The 22794-nt window shown below is 38.1% G+C and carries 18 protein-coding genes and 1 pseudogene; 3 read left to right on the top strand and 16 right to left on the bottom strand.

The window, feature by feature from the left end; genetic code table 11:
- Window positions 1-195: 195 nt before the first annotated feature.
- From RIV7116_RS20750 to glmM, 8 genes are all read right to left on the bottom strand, one after another.
- Entirely contained in the window at window positions 196-774 is a 579-nt protein-coding gene (locus RIV7116_RS20750) for a Uma2 family endonuclease (protein ID WP_015120276.1), read from the bottom strand.
- A gap of 395 nt (window positions 775-1169) precedes the next feature.
- Window positions 1170-1808: a peroxiredoxin gene (locus RIV7116_RS20745; protein ID WP_015120275.1), complete on the bottom strand. Its 639-nt coding sequence runs from the start codon at window positions 1806-1808 to the stop codon at window positions 1170-1172.
- A 278-nt stretch (window positions 1809-2086) separates the two neighbouring features.
- Window positions 2087-3094: a hypothetical protein gene (locus RIV7116_RS20740; protein WP_015120274.1), complete on the bottom strand. Its 1008-nt coding sequence runs from the start codon at window positions 3092-3094 to the stop codon at window positions 2087-2089.
- Between the two features lie 180 nt (window positions 3095-3274).
- Window positions 3275-4462: a hormogonium polysaccharide biosynthesis glycosyltransferase HpsP gene (gene hpsP / locus RIV7116_RS20735; RefSeq protein WP_015120273.1), complete on the bottom strand. Its 1188-nt coding sequence runs from the start codon at window positions 4460-4462 to the stop codon at window positions 3275-3277.
- A 188-nt stretch (window positions 4463-4650) separates the two neighbouring features.
- The gene (gene hpsO / locus RIV7116_RS20730; protein WP_015120272.1) at window positions 4651-5823 is read right to left on the bottom strand and encodes a hormogonium polysaccharide biosynthesis glycosyltransferase HpsO; all 1173 of its coding nucleotides are present in this window, start codon (window positions 5821-5823) and stop codon (window positions 4651-4653) included.
- 134 nt (window positions 5824-5957) lie between these two features.
- Window positions 5958-6998, bottom strand: a complete 1041-nt coding sequence (gene hpsN / locus RIV7116_RS20725; protein ID WP_015120271.1) for a hormogonium polysaccharide biosynthesis glycosyltransferase HpsN — start codon at window positions 6996-6998, stop codon at window positions 5958-5960.
- An 87-nt stretch (window positions 6999-7085) separates the two neighbouring features.
- The gene (gene hpsL, locus RIV7116_RS20720) at window positions 7086-8810 is read right to left on the bottom strand and encodes a hormogonium polysaccharide biosynthesis protein HpsL (RefSeq protein WP_015120270.1); all 1725 of its coding nucleotides are present in this window, start codon (window positions 8808-8810) and stop codon (window positions 7086-7088) included.
- Between the two features lie 188 nt (window positions 8811-8998).
- Entirely contained in the window at window positions 8999-10474 is a 1476-nt protein-coding gene (gene glmM / locus RIV7116_RS20715) for a phosphoglucosamine mutase (protein ID WP_015120269.1), read from the bottom strand.
- Window positions 10475-11300: 826 nt separating this feature from the next.
- On the opposite strand from glmM, the gene RIV7116_RS20710 reads away from it, so the two are divergent.
- Window positions 11301-12023: a heme oxygenase (biliverdin-producing) gene (locus tag RIV7116_RS20710; RefSeq protein WP_015120268.1), complete on the top strand. Its 723-nt coding sequence runs from the start codon at window positions 11301-11303 to the stop codon at window positions 12021-12023.
- A gap of 224 nt (window positions 12024-12247) precedes the next feature.
- Here RIV7116_RS20710 and RIV7116_RS20705 read toward each other — a convergent pair whose 3' ends face one another.
- The 4 genes from RIV7116_RS20705 to RIV7116_RS20690 all read right to left on the bottom strand — a co-directional run bounded on the left by RIV7116_RS20705 (window position 12248) and on the right by RIV7116_RS20690 (window position 14587).
- Window positions 12248-12799 (bottom strand): hypothetical protein, encoded by a 552-nt coding sequence (locus RIV7116_RS20705; RefSeq protein WP_015120267.1) that lies wholly within the window; start codon window positions 12797-12799, stop codon window positions 12248-12250.
- A gap of 106 nt (window positions 12800-12905) precedes the next feature.
- Window positions 12906-13586 carry a hexitol phosphatase HxpB gene (gene hxpB / locus RIV7116_RS20700; RefSeq protein ID WP_198287543.1) on the bottom strand — a complete coding sequence of 227 codons (681 nt, stop codon included), beginning with the start codon at window positions 13584-13586 and terminating at the stop codon, window positions 12906-12908.
- Between the two features lie 185 nt (window positions 13587-13771).
- The gene (locus RIV7116_RS20695) at window positions 13772-14134 is read right to left on the bottom strand and encodes a DUF6745 domain-containing protein (protein WP_015120265.1); all 363 of its coding nucleotides are present in this window, start codon (window positions 14132-14134) and stop codon (window positions 13772-13774) included.
- A 57-nt stretch (window positions 14135-14191) separates the two neighbouring features.
- Entirely contained in the window at window positions 14192-14587 is a 396-nt protein-coding gene (locus tag RIV7116_RS20690) for a hypothetical protein (RefSeq protein ID WP_157229307.1), read from the bottom strand.
- 106 nt (window positions 14588-14693) lie between these two features.
- On the opposite strand from RIV7116_RS20690, the gene cobW reads away from it, so the two are divergent.
- Window positions 14694-15746 (top strand): cobalamin biosynthesis protein CobW, encoded by a 1053-nt coding sequence (gene cobW / locus RIV7116_RS20685; protein WP_015120263.1) that lies wholly within the window; start codon window positions 14694-14696, stop codon window positions 15744-15746.
- Window positions 15747-16251: 505 nt separating this feature from the next.
- Here the strand turns inward: cobW and RIV7116_RS20680 are convergent.
- The 4 genes and pseudogenes from RIV7116_RS20680 to RIV7116_RS20665 all read right to left on the bottom strand — a co-directional run.
- A pseudogene (locus RIV7116_RS20680) lies at window positions 16252-17304 on the bottom strand (30S ribosomal protein S1); the annotation flags it as partial.
- Window positions 17305-17754: 450 nt separating this feature from the next.
- The gene (locus tag RIV7116_RS20675) at window positions 17755-17862 is read right to left on the bottom strand and encodes a photosystem II reaction center protein T (RefSeq protein ID WP_015120261.1); all 108 of its coding nucleotides are present in this window, start codon (window positions 17860-17862) and stop codon (window positions 17755-17757) included.
- Window positions 17863-18010: 148 nt separating this feature from the next.
- Window positions 18011-19543, bottom strand: coding sequence for a photosystem II chlorophyll-binding protein CP47 (gene psbB, locus RIV7116_RS20670; protein ID WP_015120260.1), 1533 nt, complete (start codon window positions 19541-19543; stop codon window positions 18011-18013).
- A 770-nt stretch (window positions 19544-20313) separates the two neighbouring features.
- Window positions 20314-20649, bottom strand: coding sequence for a hypothetical protein (locus RIV7116_RS20665; RefSeq protein WP_044291079.1), 336 nt, complete (start codon window positions 20647-20649; stop codon window positions 20314-20316).
- 436 nt (window positions 20650-21085) lie between these two features.
- Here RIV7116_RS20665 and RIV7116_RS20660 point away from each other — a divergent pair, with 436 nt between their 5' ends.
- Complete coding sequence (locus RIV7116_RS20660) at window positions 21086-22744, top strand: ABC transporter substrate-binding protein (protein ID WP_015120258.1); 1659 nt, start codon at window positions 21086-21088, stop codon at window positions 22742-22744.
- Window positions 22745-22794: the final 50 nt, after the last annotated feature.

Below are 22794 nucleotides of genomic sequence, written 5' to 3'. Positions count from 1 at the left end.
AATTTAATAATCTAAGCTAGTCTTTATACTTAGTATTTTCAGAAAAAATCAATCACTCGACATTATATAAATTGATTTAAATTAATGTGAATTATCTTAAGTAAGATATTCTAAATAATATGTGAGTAAAAAAACTAATTCGATAGAAGTAGAATTTGTAAGTGTATTTACTGCTTGCTGTTAACCGATAACTGTTCACCAAACCTTAGTCACATTCAAAACAAAGCCCGGTAAAACATGCTCACCCCTAACAGAATCGGGATTTTCCAAACATTTCACTGACATGTGCGGACGATAAACGTAAACTTGGCTATTTTTGCGGTCAATTAACCAGCCTAACTGAATCCCAGGCTCCTGCATATATTCTTCCATCTTTTCCTGCAACGGTTTAAGGCTATCGCTAGCAGACCTTAATTCGATGACAAAATCCGGACAAATAGGAGCAAATCCTTTTTGTTCTGCTGTTGATAAAACATTCCAGCGTTCTGAACTTATCCAAGAAACATCAGGAGAACGTTCCCCACCAGTAGACAATTTAAATCCCGTACTCGAATCAAAGCAAATACCAGTGCCATCTTTTTCCGACCATACCCATAACTGTCCAGCTATATTAAAATTACGATTACCGGTTTCCGAACCCGTAGGTGGCATAACAGATATTTCTCCATATTGATTTCTTTCGATACGTAAATCGCGATTCATTTGACAGAATTCAAAAAACTGTTCGTCTGTCATTGATGAAGGAAATTGTAAAAATAAAGGAGATGAAAGCATGATGTTTGTTTTATAGCGGCTTATATTTCCTATTTTGAATGACAATTTTGGTAATAGAGGACAGGAAACAGGGAATAGGGAAAGATATACCGAATTTCAGTTGAGTACCATAATTCCGCCACCTCACCCCCATCCCCTCTCCTTGTCAAGGAGAGGGGTGCCCGGAGAGCGGGGTGAGGTCATATCTGTATTGCACTGAAGTGAAAACCGCTATATATAGAGACGGTATTCACAGTGCAACGTCTCCAGCAAAGTGAAACCATCAATCCAGATTTTGTGTAATATTAAAAAATCAAATTACTTAGTTTTGTATCAAAATAATAAAGACGTAGCATTGCTACGTCTCTACATTTAGTGCATTACAGTTGATGTTGAAACGGTAATTCAACAACAGATTATTTATTGGGTTGAGGAGTCATCCGCAGATAAGGCTTAACTTCTTCGTATCCTTTAGGAAATTTCTCCTTAAGAACATCTGGATCTTTAAGAGTGGGGACAATAACGCAATCATCGCCGTCTTTCCAATCAGCAGGAGTCGCAACGCTGTAATTGTCGGTTAACTGCAAAGAATCAATTACTCGGAGAATTTCATCAAAATTACGTCCGGTACTGGGAGGATAAGTTAAACTCAAACGTAATTTCTTCTCGGGATCGATAATAAACACCGTCCGCACAGTTACCTTAGCGTTAGCGTTCGGGTGAATCATATCATAAAGGTCTGAAACCTTTTTATCATCGTCTGCCAAAATTGGATAATTGAGTTTAGTGCTTTGAGTTTCCTCAATATCTCCAATCCAACCTTTGTGAGATTCAGTATCATCAACGCTAAGAGCAATAGTCTTAACATTGCGCTTATCAAATTCCGGCTTTAACTTAGCAACGGTACCCAATTCAGTTGTACAAACAGGAGTATAGTCAGCGGGGTGAGAAAACAGCACAACCCAGCTATCCCCAGCCCACTTATAAAAATCAATTTCCCCTTCGCTGGAAGCTTGAGTAAAGTTTGGAACTGTATCACCGAGACGTAGAGCCATATGAAGATTACCTGATAGTCCGAAAGTTTTGCGTGTTTAAAAAAGCAGTCATCACATATTACCGGGTTCCCAGATCGGGTTCTAGCAGATTGAAACAAAACGTAATTGGGAATTGAGTCAGAAGTTAGAGAAATTGTAGGAAATGGCGAATTGGTACAATGGGAATAGAGGATTGAGAAGATAAATGAGTCATAAATTTAGAGGAAAAAGCAAATATAGGACTTGGTAATTGAAATCATAAATTTTAAATCATTAATTCTTAATTCCTAACTTCTAACTCACAACTGTTGAAGACTTTCTTCATTCCATACATAATCTTTCATATCATCTGGCCAATTTACTTCTGCTGCTGTAGCGAGTTCTAGAGTACTTGTTTTCAGTTGATAATATAAACCAGCAAAATTACCAATTGTAATATCATTTTTAATAAAAGTTTGTCTTAAAAGTTCATTTGTAAACATCATGTTGTGAGCTTCAAAATTGCCTTTCTCAAATACCCGCTCAAATACGATAAATTTTATATCATCTCTGCCTTTTTGATTTGCTATATCGCGATTCATACCAAATTTTTCTGGTACAATATCACCCTTGATTGAGACCATAATATATTTAGGTCCTTTCACCCAATTTTTGTAGCTATTACCGAAAGCAAAGACATTAATCAATTGATCTGTACGATTTTGCCATCTTGTTTCCTGAATTTTTCGTGCTTTAAAATTCCAGAAAGCTGCATCTTTTGCGATAAACTTTCTTTTAGCATGATTAATCGCGCGAGCTAATAAAATTGTTCCATGACTATCGCCAGATAAATTCAGAGTTTTATCGTTTTCTATAGCATAAAGAATTAAAACAGCAGTATTCCTAATTGCGGGGCTTCCAGCTAAACCGATGCGATGTATAGCAGCATCGATCCAATCCAAGTATTTATTGAGAAAACTAAAAATAGGATTTTGTTTGAGGAAAGAAGAATTATTCATATTAGCTACGCCAGTTCTTAAAGTCTGTGCGTATCTACGGCTTCTCTTAGAAGATATTTCTTCAGGTTGCCCCAAACCGGAAATAAACAATGCAAATAATTCGCCGTCGTCACCTTCTGGGTAATACGCAATTTCTTGACTAATAAAAGCAATTGGATTTTCAATTGCCATGACATCGTCAAAATCAAAAATCTTTTCCGTGCCGGGATTCTGAAACTGTCCGTCAAACTTTTTATCTGGGAATAAAATCTCTAAAAGCCAGCGTCGTGGGTTCGACTTTACCTGCTGTGCCTTGTATTTATTCCTCATAATTAATTCCTTTAATTTAAACCGGGTATTAGCAGCCTGCTTATTTTTCGATATACAAGTATTTTATTAAATTTTGCGATTATTAATTTAAACATATTTCGATAGTAATGAAAGTATTATAGGAAACAGCTAAGAGAGATGAGGGGATAAAATGTATCACTCCATCATCAACTCCTAACTTTAGCCTTTTACCTCAATAATATCTTGATAAGCTTCAACTATTTTTAGCGCGATCGCATCCCAACTATAATTGAGTAATGCGTATTTTCTGGCTTGTAATCCCCTGCGCTGTCTTTCTTCTGGATATTTCAATGCTTCTCTAAGCAAGTCTGCAATTGATTCGATATTGGTTTTACCTACCCATCCCGATTCACTACCGCTAATATCTTGATAAATATGCACTTGATCGGAAATTACTACGGGGATTCCCGCTACCATCGCTTCAGCTACAGCAATACCAAAATTTTCGTAATAGGAAGGTAAAACAAATAAATCAGCAGCTTCGAGTAAAGCTGATTTTGACTCGCCGGTAACGAAACCAGTAATGGTGGTATGTTTATTTAAAGGTGAAGTTTGAATTTGTGACTGAATTTTTTGTTCGTAACTTGGATCTTGAGGATTAGTCCCAGCTAAAATAAAATGAAATTCTAACCCTTCATTCAAAAGTTGTTCTAAAGCCGGAATTAATAAGTCCAATCCTTTTTTAGGATCGATTCGCGACATAAATAATACTTTTGGTACATTGTCGGGAATATTAAATCTCTCGGAGAGGTTAAATTTAACGTCTCTACATTTTTTCTTTGTTTCCTTAACACCAAGGGGAATTACCAAATCTCTAGTAGTCACTCCAAATCTATGAGAGACTTTCGCTTCTTGTTCGCTGGTAAAGTGAATTGCAGCAGCTTTGGCGATATTGGGACGTTCTAAACCTGCTGCATAAAGTTGTTTTAATTGCTTTTTCTTACGTAAATCTGCTGGATCTAGGGTTCCTAAAGGACGTAAAATATAAGGTAATTTTTTAGCGCGACAAACAGCAGCAGCAGTACTGCTCACTGGAGAAAATAAAGCATGAATATGAGCTAAATCGTATTCGTTAGCATGATTTTTTAACCATTTTAATAAATCAACAGAAAACTTATAGCGACGAAACGGCGAACATTTGAAATAAATGATTTCATAACCATCCTGTTCGATGGGAGAATTTAAGGTCACATCTAAAGGGTTTTGTCCCGTATCGCCATTACTATCAGTTGTAATAACGGTAACTTTTACACCTTGACGTGCTAAAGCTGGTGCTAGTCCCAAAATCATTTGACTGGGGCCACCATAAATAAGAGAAATTGAAGGAACGATTTGTAATATTTTCATAATTATTAGTTATTAGTTGTTAGTTGTTAGTGGTTAGTTGTTAGTTGTTTTAGAAAGATTTTAATATTTCATTAATTATGTAGTGGGAGCATCTTGTTCCCTAATTTTTATGCAATTAATTCGATGCTCCGATGATTATTTTCCAAGCGAGTAAAATATCTACACTACTAACAACTATCTACTAACAACTAGCCATGAATTAATTCTTGATAAAACTCTAATTGCTGCTTTGCTAAAGCAATATTTGTATACTGTGCCATTGCTTTGGCATAACCTATTTGAGCAATATTTTCGGTATAATCAGCATTATCTATTAACTGTTCCAAACGATTAGCTAATTCTTCAGAATTACCTTCTGGAAAGATTAATCCAGCATCGCCAATAACATGAGGAATTTCTCCAGAGTCAGAACCAATTACCGGCACTTTACAAGCCATCGCTTCAATAATTACGTGACCAAATTGTTCTTTCCAACCTACAGAAGTTAGTGTTTTGAATTTATAAGTTGTTTCTGATGGCAATATCAAAGTACTCATCAGATTGATATAGTCTGCAACTTCATTATGAGGAACGCTTTCCACTAATATAATTCTGTCTTTAATTCCTTTATCTGCTGCCTTTTGCAATATTTCATCTTTTAATTCTCCTCTTCCTAAAAGTAAGAATTTCCAAGATTTATCTTTAATCTTTACTAAAGCGTCTAACAGAGTCATGATACCTTTTTCAGGTACAAAGCGTCCCACAAAAGCAACAACAAAATCATCCGCCTTAATACCTAATTTGCTTGCTAACTCTGGTTGTGGTTTAGGCGTAAATAAAGTTTCATCCACACCAAGTTGCGGCATAACTTTAATTGGTCCCTCATATCCTCGCTCGCGCAATATTTCGGCACCATCTTGATTTCCAGAAATAATTCCATGACTGTTATCAAGATTATAGTTTTCTAATATAGAAATCGGGAATTTTAAATTATAAGGTAAATTCCACCAGGTGAAAAATACATTTTTAGCTTTAAGCCCTAGTAAAGCATTTAAAGTAATCATTTGAGCGTAAGCCAAACCTCTAGAGCCTTGCTCTACATGAATTATATTAGGACGAAATTCTGACAATAGCTCAAATATATCGCTACCGAAAGTAAGTAAACCTTGATGATTTTGACTAAAATTAGAAACAGGCACTATACGAAAATTACCTTCATCGCGGTATTCTGTTTCGATAATTTTGTTTTGAACTCCTCCAGGTCGCCATTTTTTAGGAACAACCACCGTAACTTCAATATCAGATTGTAATCGAGATAATGCGCGTAATTTTTCGCAATTTAAATCTACTATATATGTATGACTAGCTACTAATATTTTCATGTTTTTAGAGAATAGTTATTATAAATAGGGAATGAGGAATAGGAAATATAAAATTCCTCAACCTCCCTTATAAAAGAGAGGCTTTTATTTGTCTTCCCTTCGCATATTTACGTATCTGCGGTTTAATAATCCGTTTAAAAACTTCCAACAGGTTTTCTAGAATTAGCTTCAACAATCTCAACTTGTTTGTCTTGCTGAGTATAAACTTGACCGTCATTCCATAATGACTGAATTACAGTCCCTAAAGCTTTTAGAAACCCCAAACTATAAAAAACGCCGCGAGTTAAAATTTTGATTGGAGAGCCACTTTTATGACAAGGAGGTCTTCCAAGGACGTGACAGTCAAACAAGCGAGCGTAAAAACGCAAAGCTTGACTGGCATTTAAGTTATTTAACCCCAGCAAGAAATGATTGTGATAAAAGGTAAACTGATATTTAGTGGAACGAGTACTGATATCGTGACAACCGCCAGTCTCTTCCCCTAAATGCACTAAATGCGCTTCTGGGTCATACCAAATTTTATACCCAGTCTTGCGAATGTGCAGGCAAAAATCTGACTCTTCTCTTACAGCGCTACCGCGAAATCTTTCATCAAAATGCAATCCGAACTTAGTAAATAATTCACGTCGGAAAGACATATTGCAACCCCTAGCAGTTAAAACTTCTTGGGGTTTGGTCGTATGTACTAAATCAATGTAATACCAAGCAATTCCGGGGTCCATTGCTTGGGGAGGGAGATATTCAATTTCTGTGTAATTGCCGTCGCCTTGAGTATAACCTTTTGCCGAATCTTCCATTTTCATCCGGTCAAATACCCTTCCTGCGACAGCCCCTATCTCTGGATTTTGATAATTTTTTGCATGTGCCGCTAAAAACCCTGGTTCTAACAACACATCATCATCGATAAATAAAATTATCTCACCCGCAGATCGACGTACTGCATAATTACGCGCTCCTGGTAAACTCGCCCAATTTAAGCGATACCATTGAATATGACCTGCTGCTGCTTGTTCTTTTAAATAAGCTTCAATTTCGGGTTGATGCTTCGGAGTTTGGTCTACTACCAAAACCTCATAATTAGAATAATCCTGTTTAAGCACATCGGCGATGCTATCCCGCAACGCTTCCTCGCGTCCGTAAGTCGGTATAATTACTGATATTAAAGGGTTTGACATATAAAATTAGTAGTTAGTAGTTGGTAGTTGGTAGTTAGTAGTTGGTAGTTAGTAGTTAATATTTCCTTGTCTTCCTAATGTGCATTATCATCCAAGCGGGTTTTCTACAACCTTGTGCTTGCGTTTAGTTTTAGTAGATTCTTCAGCAGATATTTCCTGTACCTGTTGATTTTGCTCCTCTTTGAGTCTTTCTAGCTTGTCTATTTCTGGCAGTTTGAAAAGCACCCCAGCGAAAAACCAGTAATAAACAGCAACAGGGTCAACATCTAAAGGATAATAGTAAGTGTTGTAACTTATAAACAATATAAACACCCATAAAGCCGCTCCGTAACCACGGAAATTACGGTTTTTTACTTTACGGTAAGTTTTGAAGGCACAGATTGTGAGGCTGGTAACTAGTCCTAAAAATCCCAAAACTCCCAAAATCCCTACTTCATAGGTGACTTTCGGATAATATGTTTCTACGAGTTTAGTAGGTCCCATTATTCTGGCGGAATTTGTAGCTTTCCCCAAACCATTTCCAAATGGATTTTTGGTATTGTGAAGAACTTCTTCAAACTGCTGGGTAATAAATTCGTAAGGCGGTGAAGCATTCCAACGGCTGACAAAGCTGTCGGTTCTTTCTTGAACGACGGCTGGATTACTAGCTATCGCTATGAACAAAACTAAAACTAATCCACCGAAAATAGGAATGAATCGTTTGAGATTGGCAAGTTGCCCTGTAAGTAATAACAACAATACTAAGCAAGCCGGTACTAATGCCAAAGCAATTCTTTGCCCGGAAATTACAGCATTGACAAATACTGATGCCAAAGAAAGCAAACCAACTATCCTCCACTTAGCAGAAGGATCGCTAAAGCCAGTACCAAAAGTAAAAAAGGTACTGGCAATCAAAAACCAAGCCCATTGCCAAGGCGCTACGAAGGTACCCGGCAGTCTAATCATTCCTTGACTGGGGCTGAAAACCAACGCACCACCAATAAAGCATCGAGCCGATAAAGTTGCCTTGAATAAATCCACCCCTACAGCCCCACGAGTCCCCGGACAAATACCGACAACTAATAATGCATATTGAACTACCCCCAGCAAGCAACAGACTAGTATCAAGATGACTTGCATTCTCGATATAAACAAAAAGTCTTTTTTGTTGCGAATTAAATAATATGCACAGGTCATTAAGGGTATGTAACCCATAAATACTTTCAGTCCTAAAATCCCCATACCCAGAGGCATTGACTTCGGCGGTGTTTTAAACAGTGGGGGTGGCGGTGGATTAAACTGTTGCATTCCATTTACAAACAACAGCGTACAAATACACAAGCCTAATAAAATAAATAATGGTTTTGTTATACCTTTGGGGATAATAAAAGGTAAGTTCTGCTGGCGGCATTTCTGCCACAGTGCAATAACTGCCGGAACGTAAAAGCCATCTTTTGCTAATTGAAGTATGGCGTTTCCACCCAACAAATAGGTGACGGTACCGGCAAATGGTACGTAGAAAATAAATCCAAATAAAGCTTGACGGGGATATTTATAGGACAGCGCCATTACTATCACCCCAGCAACCGCCGGAACGGCTAATTTAATTCCCGCCACAAAAAATGCCGCAATCCCTAATACAAGACCTACTCCCCCTGACTTTGAGAGTAGGTCAATAAGCTCTTTACGCGCTCTAGTAGCTTTACGCTTCTGGGCTAGCCTTTCTTTGATAGTTAAAGTAGGTTGCTCTTTTTTGGACTGCTTTTTTTTATTTTTATTTTTTGTATTTTTATTCTTTAAATTTTTATTTTTTTTACCCTTAGATTTGAGCATATTAAATTGGAGATTTTAGATTGGTAAATTAAAGACGTTTAGTAAATACTAGTTAGTAGATAATAACTAATATTTTATACATCATCTTCCGAATGTAGTTAGTTGATAGTTGACAACCTTCAGAACTGTCCAAGCTTCAACTAACTACCACAAAGCCAAAATTTTCCAATCTAAATCGCACAAACTTTTTATGCTGCCAAATTTTGCTGTACTACATTAACCAATTCTTTTGTCCAATGGTTAGCAAGTTCGGCAGATTCAGCTTCTACCATGACTCTAATTAAGGGTTCGGTACCGGAAGCACGAACTAATACCCTACCACTATCACCCATTGCTGCTTGGGCATGAGAAATTGCTTGCTGTACGGGCTGACATTCTTTCCAGCCTACGCGCTTTTCTCTATCTTCTACGCGCACGTTTTGCAACAGTTGTGGATAAGTCACAAAGCTTTGGCTGACCATTTCAGATAAAGGCACATCTGCTTGATGTACTAAAGCTGCTATGTGTAGGGCTGTTAACAAACCATCTCCAGTTATGCCATAGTGACGGCAAAGAATATGACCAGATTGTTCGCCACCCAGCATTCCACCGCTACGCAGCATTTCTGCCTGTACGTGTTGATCTCCAACTGCAGTACGGGTAAATTGACCACCGATTTGCTTCCAAGCTCTTTCAAAGCCTAAATTAGCCATTACGGTAGAAACAATCAAATTGTCAGGCAATTCTTGTCTTTGCTGCAAGGAATTTCCCCACAGATAAAGAATATAGTCGCCGTTAATTTCTCTTCCAGTATTGTCTACTGCCAATACTCTGTCAGCATCACCATCAAAAGCAAAGCCTAAGTCGGCGTTGTTTTCTTTCACAGCCGCTTGCAGAATGCCTAAATGAGTCGAACCACAACCAACATTGATGCGATCGCCATCTGCACTATTGTGCAAGCAAATAACTTCTGCGCCTAACTCCTCGAATACAGAAGGAGCTAAACCAACAGCTGCTCCCCATGCCAAATCTAAAACAACCTTCATTCCTTGAAGATTTACATTGCCATGTAGCGGCTGTTTCAATATCTGAGCATATTCTGATATCAACTCCGGACGAGAGTAATGCCGTCCGCAATTACTTACACTCACCGCAGGTGATGCTTGCCCGCGCAATCCAGCTTCAATTTCTTGCTGCAAGGCTTTAGATAGCTTAATACCATCAGCACCAAAAATCTTAATTCCGTTGTCTTCTGGTGGATTGTGGCTTGCAGAAATCATTACTCCACCAACAGCATCTGTAATACTGCTCAGATAAGCAACGCAAGGAGTAGGGCATAAACCTAAGTACCACACCTGCAATCCTGCTGCTGTCAATCCCGCACTTAAAGCCATCGCCAGCATATCGCTCGAATTGCGAGAATCTTGCCCAAGAATCACCGGACCAATATTTTGGGCGCGACTACGCAATACAATGCCCGTCCAAAAACCAACTTGCAATGCTAAAGGCGCACTCAATAATTCGCCTACTTTTCCACGAATACCGTCTGTACCAAATAGGGGAGATTTTGGCAGTATCAGGGAATTTTGACCGAAACCACTTGCAGAAGCATTTTTCCATCCGTTTACTTCTGAAGCAGAATCTCTACGAAAATTACTGCGATTACCAGTTATAAATGATACCATAACTTTTGAACGCTCCACACACTCACACAGGAGAATAACACTTTATACTTGATAGAACAATTCCCGTTGAATACGTTTTCATCAGGAATGTTTAATATTACGCTTTTGTTTTTCTTTCTATAAATTTATTCTAATTCGGCAACTTTTGAGCAAACATACTTATGAATAATATCAAGCGAGAATGAAGATTTTATCAAGTCAGTATTATCGCTGATTGCTTTCCAAACTTGTTTAAAGAGTTATTGAAGTTAATTTAAGGCTAGTTTTAAGTTATTAAGACAGCGGCTATAAGTTTTACTCTTAGTATATTCAAAAGCTTGTTTTAAGTGAAGCGAATGTATGAATCATTTGTGTTCTTTATCATAGAATTAATACTTGCTATAGTGTTACATAATATACCTTGGATTGACTAATTTCTGCGATGAAAAATATAGGCTATTATCTATCTTTGTAATATTTATAAATATTTTGAGATAAAAGTTTACACAACTTATATTACTTTACAGTGCCGATAAGCTGGTTGTTACGGCGTAAAAATGGACTGAGTCAATTTGCTTAAGAAATTTTAATAGAAAGTATCATCAATTAGCTCTAATGTTACTTTTGAGTAGTTATTTTTAGTATGAACAAACGTGATTTAAGAAAGTCGATATAGATGCAGAAACTGTAAATTGTTACAAGTGAGTTAGGATAAAGGACATTATATCCGTCCGATTTCACTTGAAACAGCCTTCCTAGCTTCTACAAGCTTTCATTTACACGCAAAATTTCATACTTTGAAATGACGGTATGAATAGTTAACCTTTTTATTGTTGAGAAATTTAGCATGAGTAGCAATTTAGCAACCAAATTACGTGTAGGCACGAAAAAAGCCCACACAATGGCAGAAAATGTTGGTTTTGTTAAGTGCTTTTTAAAAGGAGTCGTTGAGAAAAATTCTTATCGTAAGTTAGTTGCTAACTTCTACTTCGCTTATACTGCGATGGAAGAGGAGTTGGAAAAACACGGCAACCACCCAGTTGTATCTAAAATTGATTTTAAGGAACTCTATAGAAAGCATAGTTTAGAGCAAGACCTTAGCTATTATTACGGTACCAACTGGAGAGAACAAATAAAGTTATCACCAGCCGGTGAAGCATACGTAAATCGCATTCGTGAAGTATCTCAGAATGAACCTGAATTATTAGTAGCGCATTCCTATACTCGCTACTTGGGCGACTTATCGGGTGGACAAATTTTGAAAAACATTGCTCAAACAGCAATGAATCTGACGGATGGTGAAGGAACAGCTTTTTACGAATTCGATCAAATCGATGATGAAAAAGCGTTTAAAGCACAATACCGTCAAGCTTTAGATGAAATGCCCATCGAGGAAGCAACAGCAGATAGAATAGTTGATGAAGCTAACGCAGCTTTTGGTATGAACATGAAAATGTTCCAAGAGTTAGAAGGTAATTTAATCAAAGCGATTGGACAGATGTTATTCAATACTCTGACTCGTCGTCGCAACCGTGGCGGTACAGAAACTGAATTAGCACCTGCTGATTAAGGTTTAAATGTAATTAAGTAATCTTGAATAATTAATTTTTAGGGGTGATGTCTTTGTGATTGCTGATGATATGTATTAGGAATTATAAAGATGTTGCCCCTAATTTGATTTTTTTTAATTTGTAGGTTGGGTTGAACAAAGAGAAACCCAACATAATTTGGAAAGCTAAATAAATAATTCAAAATAATACAATATTCAATTATCTAGGGAGCAAGATGCTCGCACTACAATAATTTATTGGAACGATTATAGATAGTTACATCGCTGCTAGTGGCAATAATAAACGATTGTCCGGTATAGGAAAAACCGTAAGCTCTTATGGTTTCTCGTTGCTCAATCTTGGTAAAATTATCCGGTCGATTATAAGTCATACCATACAAATCGGAACCTGGTTCAACTAGCAAAATCATCTCTTCTGGAAAATTAACTGTCACCGACTCCAAACTCCAATCGTCATCAGTAGATACTGGTAAACCACCACCAAGTAAACCAGCCATACTAATCATTTTGCCGCTTAAGCAACCAATACCTTCAGCTTCAAGATATTGATTTTCATAATAGTATTCCCTATCTCTCGTAGTTTTTTCACCAGTCGAACAATCAACCACACCTCGACCTGAATGGGATACTATTAATAAATTATCTGTATCTCTATCAAAACCCACAGAACACAATCCGCCAACAGCAATAACGCTTTTAAGCTGCCACGGAGGTGGTGCTTTTTCGATTTTTAGAGCGATTAATTTTGTTTTTAAAGGTTCTAGATGTTCGTACATATTTGCTGGTGGAATGTTGGGTTAAAAAAGCATTGTCATTCCCTGTATGCCATCAATATGATTCGTGCGCTTTTAACCCAACCTACAATATTTATAAATTACCAAATTATGAATTTATAAAATTCCAAATATTGTCATCTAACTGCTCTAAAGATTCCAATACCATGTCGGCGATCGCAAATTTTGGGTTATGCAGTTCTGACGTTTCTGGGATAGCGATACATTTCATTTGAGCGGATTTAGCAGCTAATACTCCGTTAAGAGAATCTTCCAAAGCCAAGCAATTTTGAGGAGATACGCCAAGTTTTTGGGAAGTGGTAAGGTAAACGCCAGGATGAGGTTTTCCTAAAGGTTCGGATTCCGCAGAATAAATGATTTCAAAATCGTCAGCTATATCTAGTTTTTGTAACGCTGCATTGATAATTTTATATGATGAGGAAGAAGCCAAAGCAATTCTAAGATTCTTCGCTTTTACAAAATCAATTGCTTCATTTACTCCTGGCAGAGCTTTGCCTTCAGTATGAATTAACTCAATTAATTTATCAACAATTGCTTCTTCAACTTGCAATTTAGATAACTTATCCCAAGGATACTTTTTGTACCAATAGTCTACAACTTCATCAATTCTCAATCCTTTAGTTTGCATACACATAGAAGGAATAAGAATGATATCAACTTGCTTAAATATAGTAATTTCTGCCTGCTGCCATAATGGTTCCGAATCAATCAACAAACCATCCATATCGAAAATTACAGCTTCAATCATAATTAATGGGGAATAGGGCATGGGGCATCGGGCATGGGAAATGATTAAATTGTAGGGTGTGTGACGCTTGCGTAAATGTTGATGGAAAACAGTTAATTTGTTTTGAGCGTCACGCACCAAGGAACTGGGATAATAATGAATTTTGTGAATAAGGAATGAATCAAAACAATATTTAACAACTTACCAAAAAATAACCATTATTTAAATCAACATTCCTGATAAATTTGTTCTCCATGACAAGCGTAGACACTGAAGCCGTCGCGGAATTGAATAGCAGGCTCCTCTTCAGCATGAAGCAAATTGTTGTTATCAAAAGATAATTGACAAGGACGATTGCAGCAAATACAAACTTTCTCAAACTGAAATATAAAACCGCAATGTTGAATTAAATCTTGAAGCACTTGCCATTTTTTCTTATCATGTCCGACATTAAGCACTGAAATACAAAAATCTAATATACAACCTAATAATGCCCAATTAGGTGCTATTATCATATTGTTTGTAAAGTCTAAAATATCCGCAAAATCTAATCCTGAATTAACTAAATCATCAACTAATTGAATTTCCATACATTTTAAAATTTCAAATGCGTGAGGAAAATATGAGATTATCTGATTATCCTCAGTTCAATAATGTGGAAAATCGGGATAATGAATTTTATTTTGTAATTTTGTATAAGTTACTTCTTCAAATTGCTGTCTTAACCCATGTAAAAGATGATGTGAAACTCTTTTACTAAATTTGCCACTAATATCTTTTCCTAAATAAGTTTTAAAATCATCAATAGCAAGTATTTCTTGAATTGCAGCAAAAGGACTTTCATAAAACAAAATCTTGGGTTCGGAAAAATCGCTTGCTAAATAAGCAGCTTTAATTACCGATTTAACTTTCTCCTCATCGATAGATTCGGTTGATATTGCAAATGAGCGCCATTTTTGCCGATATTCAGGAAGCATCGCTTCTTGTGCCTCAGAAATTTCGGTGATAGTGCGTTTTGGCATATTATTCGTTCGTCTTGGCATTTTGTAACGTTTTGCTATCTCAGATACCCTTTCATCGTAAAATAACAAAATCGATCTTCAATACCCCAAACCCTCGAAACATAGATACACAAAGCTTTTTATACACATGGCTGCAAAAATCCCCGTTACTGTGATCACTGGTTTTTTAGGTAGTGGAAAAACTACTTTAATTCGTAATTTACTGCAAAATAATCAAGGAAGACGCATCGCTGTTATAGTCAACGAGTTTGGCGAACTTGGTATTGATGGGGAATTATTAGAATCGTGTCAAATTTGCCCGGAAGAGGAAAGCGGCGATAATAATGATAATAATATCTACGAATTAACCAACGGTTGTCTTTGCTGTACGGTTCAAGAAGAGTTTTTACCGACGATGCAGCAGTTAATTAAACGACGAGACAGTATCGACTGCATTTTGATTGAAACTTCTGGTTTAGCTTTACCAAAACCTTTAGTAAAAGCTTTTCGCTGGCAAGAAATTCGCAATGCTGCTACGGTAGATTCTGTAATTACCGTGGTAGATAGCGAAGCGGTTGCTAACGGTACTTTTGCTAGTGACTTAGAAGCGATAGAATCACAGCGCCAAGCAGACGATAGTTTAGAGCATGAAACACCATTACAAGAATTATTTGAAGATCAACTCGCTTGTGCTGATTTGGTAGTACTGAATAAAACTGATTTGGTGAATCAAGAAACTTTGGCTGAAGTCAAAAATTTAGTCAAAGAAGAATTACCTCGGGTTGTGAAAATTGTTGAAAGTCATCAAAGTGAAGTTGATTCTTCTGTACTATTAGGTTTACAAGCTGCCGTAGAAGACAATTTAGATAAACGCCCTTCCCATCACGACACTGAAGAGGAACACGAACATGATGATGAAATAACTTCTCATCACCTAGTTTTAGATCGTACTTTTGAGCCTTTGAAGCTGAAGCAGCAATTACAAAATCTAGTACAGCAGCAAGAAATTTTTCGCGTTAAAGGTTTTGTTTCTGTAGCTGATAAACCCATGCGCTTAGTAATGCAAGGTGTAGGAAATCGCTTTGAACAATTTTACGATAGGGCTTGGAAACCTGAAGAAACGAGACAAACTCGTTTGGTTTTTATTGGCAAGGATTTAAATTCTTCTGATATTGAATCGCAGTTGGTTGATTTGAATTAAGGGAGTAGAAACTAGTAAGTAGTAAGTGAATAATATTTCTCTTCGGACTATTTTCCACTACGTTAATATTTGAGGGTTTGTAGTAGCGCTTTAGCGCATCCAAATTCCGAAGGCGGATGCGCTAAAGCGCTACTACGAACCCAATAAAAAAAGAGGGTTTCCCCTCTTTAAATATTTGCAAAACTCTAAACTGTTATAAGCGTTATAAATGTCTATAATGATAGATTCATTATTCTTCGACAGTCGCTGCAACTTCCTCTTGAGTTTCATTTTGAACTTCAGTTTCTGCGGGTGCTTCTGATTGAACTTCAGTTTCTGCGGGTGCTTCCTCTGCTTGAGCTTCAGTTTCCGCTGGCGCTTCCTCTGCTTGAGCTTCAGTTTCCACTGGCGCTTCCTCCGCTTGAGCTTCAGCTTCCACTGGCGCTTCCTCCGCTTGAGCTTCAGCTTCCACTGGCGCTTCCTCCGCTTGAGCTTCAGCTTCCACTGGCGCTTCCTCTGCTTGAACTTCTGCTTCTGCAGGTGCTTCCTGTACTTGAGCTTCAGTTTCTGCAGGTGCTGCTTCTTCAACTACTGGAGAAGATGCTTCTTCTGCGGTTGCTTCTTCAGTTGCTGCTGGAACTTCCTCAGCAGGTGCAGCTTCAGGAGTAATACCCTGTTCCTTGGCTAATAACTGCTCGCGGAATTTAGCAGCCATTTCTTCTGCTTTATCAAATACCGCATCACGGTTCTTGATCATGTCACCAGGTTCTGGTTCAAGCTGCTTGGTAGAAAGTGAAATTCTACCTCTTTCTGCATCCAAGTCAATAATCATTACCTTCAATTCATCATTGACATTGAACACGCTGTGGGGTGTATCAATATGTTCGTGAGAAATTTCGGAAATGTGTAGCAAACCGCTGACACCACCAATATCGATGAAGGCACCGTAAGGCTTGATACCGCGAACTGTACCAATTACAACTTCGCCTACTTCCAAACGGTTCATCTTACGTTCAACTAGTGCCCGTCGATGAGACAATACAAGCCGGTTGCGTTCTTCGTCTACTTCTAAGAATTTTAATGGTAGCTCTTCACCTACCAAGTCTTCTTTTGGCTTACGAGTACTTATATGAGAACCGGGAATAAAGCCACGCAATCCTTCAATTCGCACTAGTGCACCACCACGGTTGGTTGCGAATACGCCCGAACGCACGGTGGCATCCTCTGTTTGTAATTGGCGTACCCTTTCCCAAGCCCGCATATACTCAATACGGCGAATAGAAAGAGTTAGCTGTCCTTCTTCATTCTCATCACTAAGAATGTAAAATTCCCGCGTTTCGTTAGATTGTAATACTTCTTCCGGGTTATCCACCCGGTTAATTGACATTTCTTGTATAGGTATATATGCCGCCGTTTTAGCACCAATGTCAATCAGAGCGCCGCGCGGTTCTAAACTAAAAACTGTTCCTGGTACTATATCCCCTGGGCTGAAGTGATAATCGTACTTATCAAGTAAAGCCGCGAAATCGTCGTGTGTAAACCCAATATCATTGGTTGGTTTCTGATTGACATTTACCATGCTTTATGTTTCCTGGTTTTATTCTCCGTAAAATTTTTGCCTCCTAGCGATGTATATCCAATCGCCTCGTTTTGGCAGTCCACACTTGTATGCAATATTATCCTAGCGCAGAAAAGCCGATTAAACACACATCAACTTTCAGATTATAGATTATATCAAAGTTTTAATACTTTGTGTAATCTCAACAGTAAACTCAATTTTGGAGTTACTGCGCTCCCATTAGAAGATTACCTATTAAATCACAGGAAGGAGAGGGGGGAGAGTGGGGAGAAAAATAATTTTCAAGTAGGTAGAGAGTTAGGAGTTATCGGCTTGTAATTATCTCCTCATCGCTATCGCGGTAATCAAAGTAATACAGAAATAACCGCTGCTATCTTTTTAATATCGGTAGCAACGGTTAATCAAAATCTATATTTTGCCAAAAGCTCTGGCATTAACCTTCATTTTATTCTACTTTTCCTCTTTGTTTTCAATCCGAGGAGGTTCGCGGAAAGCGATCGCGAAAAAGATAGTGCCAATCGCTAACGTTAAAACTAAAATGTATGCAACTGCTTCCATATCCTTAATTCCTGCTGACTACTAGCCTGCAATATCAGTTTACCAAGCTACAGGAGATAATGGTCGCGCAAATAAGCTAATTATGAGTTTTAGTTTTATTTCGCGACCATTCTTAACACTTCTTTACTTAGAAGTACTTAAAATGCAATTAAGCGGTTTCTCTTGTAGTACGAGTAGATTTGTCGCCCACTTTGGCGAATCTACCCCATTCCACTTGCTCTTCCAAGTCAGCATCAACACCAGCAAATACATCTCGGTAAATTGTCCGAGAACCGTGCCAGATATGACCGAAGAAGAACAATAAAGCGAATACGGCATGTCCGTATGTAAACCAACCTCTAGGACTGGTACGGAATACACCGTCAGAATTTAAGGTTTCAGTATCAAAGTCAAAAGGTTCGCCCAATTGAGCTTTACGAGCTAATTCCTTAACTTTTACAGGATCGGTAAAGGTTTGACCGTTTAAGTCTCCACCGTAAACGGTAGCTGTTACACCAGTTTGCTCGAAACTGTATTTAGATTCTGCACGACGGAACGGGATGTCAGCACGGACAACACCATCAGCATCGGTGAGAATTACGGGGAATGTTTCAAAGAAGTTAGGAAGACGACGCACGTCAAGAACGCGACCTTCACCATCTTTGAATACTGGGTGTCCCAACCAAGAAACCGCAATACCCGAACCCTTATTCATCTGACCTGTACGGAATAAACCACCTTTAGCGGGGCTATTACCTACGTAGTCATAGAAAGCCAGTTTTTCAGGTATTTCCGACCAAGCTTGTTCTACAGTTTCACCGGAAGCAAGACTAGCTTGGACGCGACGGTCAATTTCCTGGTGGTAGTAATTTTGATCCCATTGATAACGAGTAGGACCGAACAATTCTACAGGAGTGGTTGCGCTACCGTACCACATGGTACCGGCAACTACGAACGCTGCAAAAAACACTGCTGCAATAGAACTCGATAGTACGGTTTCGATGTTACCCATCCGTAGGGCTTTATAAAGCCTTTCGGGAGGTCGTACAGTCAAGTGGAACAAACCAGCAATAATTCCGACAATACCAGCAGCGATGTGGTGAGCTACTACTCCACCAGGATTGAATGGGTTAAAACCTGCCGGTCCCCATTCCGGTGCTACTGCTTCTATATGACCCGTTAATCCATAGGGGTCAGAAATCCACATTCCTGGGCCAAATAAGCCGGTTAAGTGGAAAGCACCAAAACCAAAGCAAAGAAGACCAGATAAGAAAAGGTGGATACCAAACATTTTTGGTAAATCCAATGCAGGTTCGCCGGTGCGAGGATCTTGGAACAATTCCAAATCCCAATAAACCCAGTGCCATACGGCAGCTAAGAATAATAAACCAGAAAGAACGATGTGAGCTGCTGCTACACCTTCAAATGACCAAAAACCAGGATCGCCAGTAGGATTGCCAGTAACACTCCAACCACCCCAAGATTCGACAACACCTAAACGTGCCATAAAGGGAAGTACAAACATTCCCTGCCGCCACATTGGGTTTAGTACGGGGTCTGAAGGATCAAAAATAGCTAGTTCGTATAAAGCCATCGAACCAGCCCAGCCTGCGACTAAGGCTGTGTGCATTAAATGTACAGAAATAAGTCGTCCTGGATCGTTCAGAACGACTGTATGTACTCGGTACCAAGGTAGTCCCATCGACTACGCTCCTCCTCGATGAATTATGTTTACAAACAATTTCGGAATGAGTTTTTGTTATTAGCAAATTTTGATTTTTGCATTAAGCGTATCTTAAGAAAAAAGAAACGCAGTCTTTGAACATGGCACAACCTGTGAGCGAATAACTTTCACCAAGGTCAAAATTGCCATGTAAAAATGAGAATGTTTTAAAAAGTGTAACTATTGATGGAACTGTTTGCAAGAGTGTTAACAGCAGCCTTGACAAGGATATGTGGTAACACCAGCTTAGAAGATAGTACTTAAAAATAATTCTTAATATGAGTTGATACAGCCTGTAGAAGTGCTAATTTCCGTTACATATCTCGCAAAAAAGCAATTTTTCTTAACTGCTATGTTGCTAAGTATTATTACTTAGGCTAGTTGTATCTTAAGACAGCAATAACTAGCGATCGCAAAATCTTCTGTTCGAGTTCAAATTTTTTCAGCTAACTTACAGATCGAAGCGATTGTTTCTGTAAATTAGAATCAAGCAGAGCAATCAAACTTTGAAGAGTTACGGATTCAGTTTGCAACCCTCCACAAAGTAGTTGGGACTAGATAAGCGTGAGCCTGACGTGCAGGATGCAATAGTTAGAGAATTTGCATTGGAAAATTTCAATCCTTGGTATCTAAAAGGTATTCAGCTTCTAAAATTAGTTTGATAGGTCTTCGTTAGATGCGAAAAAGCAAACAACGAAGATATTGATGGGGTATCAACTAAAATTAAAAATTTAGGGCACAGAGCGACGTTACTTTACAACTGAATGCATATCTTGCAGTTGGCATTTAGCAGAAGCATTTCCCAAACGTTCGATTACTTGTTCGGCGCTAATCAAACGCTTTAGAACTACTTGCCCTATGTTTTGAGGTGGCATTTCTCGTGAAGCAGATAATGCTGGTTGAACTTCCACAGTGACAATAGCTTCTTCTACCTGATAAAGCCACATCACTTGGTTCTCTTCCACCAAACAAAGATTTAATCGTTCAATTTCTGGATGCCGTCGCCATGCTGATACTTGCCAAAGCCCATCAAAAGCCCATACCCTTCCAACTTTCCAACCATCGGACAAGAAAAAATATTTCACGTTTAATATCCTGATAAAGAGTTTCATAACAGGTCAAAGGTCAAAGTTCAAAGGTTAAAGAGAATCCCTACCTTTGTTTCTTAGAACCTAGTATTAAGAAAGCACCTATAAACCTATTTAGCTGACGAAACGACCTATTAACTGCTGCTCGTTCAACATTAATAGGAACTTAAGACCCGAGAAAAGCTTATCAAACCTCTTGTCACTAAATTGGTAGTTTAAGATAAATTTCTTTGCTTTTAATATTTTTTATTGAAAAAATTTAATTAGGGAGAATAAGGGATAAGTAAACAAAGAGAAAAAATAAATGAATAATTACTCGTTATTCCTCGCTGTTTTAGTTTTTAATCTAAATAACGTAGAGATATTGTTAAACATATAGTAAAATATCTCACCGCTTATTTTTACTTACTAAGTTTACTAACTTAATGATGCTATGAGTCTGTTTTCCTTATCTGTAAGACGGTGGGGGCGAATTCGATTAGTATTCTCCCTGTTGTGTATGTGTGTATTATTGGTTTCTAGTTGTGCTAGCAGTCAAGTTTCAAATCCGTCTGCTTCTGCTTCTGGAAATGGTCGGATTACTATCGGAACTACAGCTAAGCCGCGTACTCTCGATCCTGCTGATGCTTACGAATTGTCTTCGCTGTCGTTGGTTTACAACATGAGCGATCGCCTTTACACTTACGAGCCGGGAAGTACAGAACTCAAGCCGGAACTAGCTACGGCGTTACCTAATATTAGCGATGATGGTTTGACTTATACTATTCCCATTCGCAAAGGTGTGGTGTTCCATGATGATGCTAAATTTGATGCGAAAGCAATGGAGTTTAGTTTGCGTCGGTTTATTGAAAATAAAGGTAAACCATCTTTTTTACTTTCCGATAGCGTAGACTCAGTCAAAGCTACGGGTGATTATGAATTAACAATTAAATTAAAACAACCTTTTGCGGCTTTTACTTCATTGCTGGCTTTTAGTGGAGTTCCTGCTGTTTCTCCTCAAGCTTATGAAATAGGTGAGGGGAAGTTTGAACCAAATAAATTTATTGGAACTGGACCTTATAAATTAACTAAATTTGGCACAGATTCGCTAACATTTGACGTATTTGAGAAATATTGGGGAGAAAAACCTGCGAATAATGGTGTAAACGTGCAAATTCTTAGCAGTGGAGTGAATTTGTACAACGGCTTCCGTAAAAAAGGCGTAGATATTGCTTATGTGAGTTTAGATCCAGATCAAATTACCAGTTTGGAGAAAATGTCCAAAGAAGGTAAATGGTTGGCAATTCCCAACGAAGGTAGCGTTGTTAGTTATTTAACGCTAAATCGTAACCAGAAACCTTTAGATAAAGTAGAAGTTAGACAGGCGATCGCCGCGATGATTGACCGTAAATTGATATATGACAGAGTATTATACGGTCAAGCAGAAGAAGTTTATAGTATGATTCCGACAACCTTTGATGTTTATAAACCAGTATTTAAACAAAAATACGGTGAAGGTAATGTCGAAAAGGCAAAAGAGTTGTTGAAAAAAGCAGGTTTTTCTGAAGATAATCCCGCTGTAGTAGAAGTTTGGTATCCTTCAAGTTCAGCACCTCGCAGTTTAACAGCTTTGGTTTTGAAAGCACTTGCAAAGAAAACAATGGATGGAATGTTGGTATTTGATGTGAATACTGTTGAATCTACATCCGCTTTCAAAAACATTGGCGAAGGTTTATATCCATCATTTTTACTTGATTGGTATCCCGACTTTTTAGATGCAGACAATTACATTCAACCATTTTTATCTTGTGAAACAGGTTCGTCAGAGAAAGGATGTGAAAAAGGAGGAAGCCAAAGTCAAGGCTCATTTTTCTATAGCGAACGTATGAACGAGCTAATTGGAAAACAGCGCGAAGAACAAAACCCCGAAAAACGCGAACAAATATTTGCACAAATCCAAGAAATATTAGCTTCGGAAGTACCTTACGTTCCTTTGTGGCAAAGTAAGGATTACGTATTTGCTCAAAATGGAATTACCGGCGTAGGATTAGATGCTACTCAGAATTTGATATATCGGAATATTAAGAAAGAAGAACGCGGATTAAATGGATGACACTGATTACACTGATAATTAATAAGTCATAACTAATTCTTAACTCTTAA

The sequence above is a fragment of the Rivularia sp. PCC 7116 genome (assembly GCF_000316665.1).
In the GTDB taxonomy this organism is placed as follows: Bacteria; Cyanobacteriota; Cyanobacteriia; order Cyanobacteriales; family Nostocaceae; genus Rivularia.
Note: the sequence above shows the minus strand (reverse complement) of the source record. Positions and strands in the feature narration are given on the sequence as shown.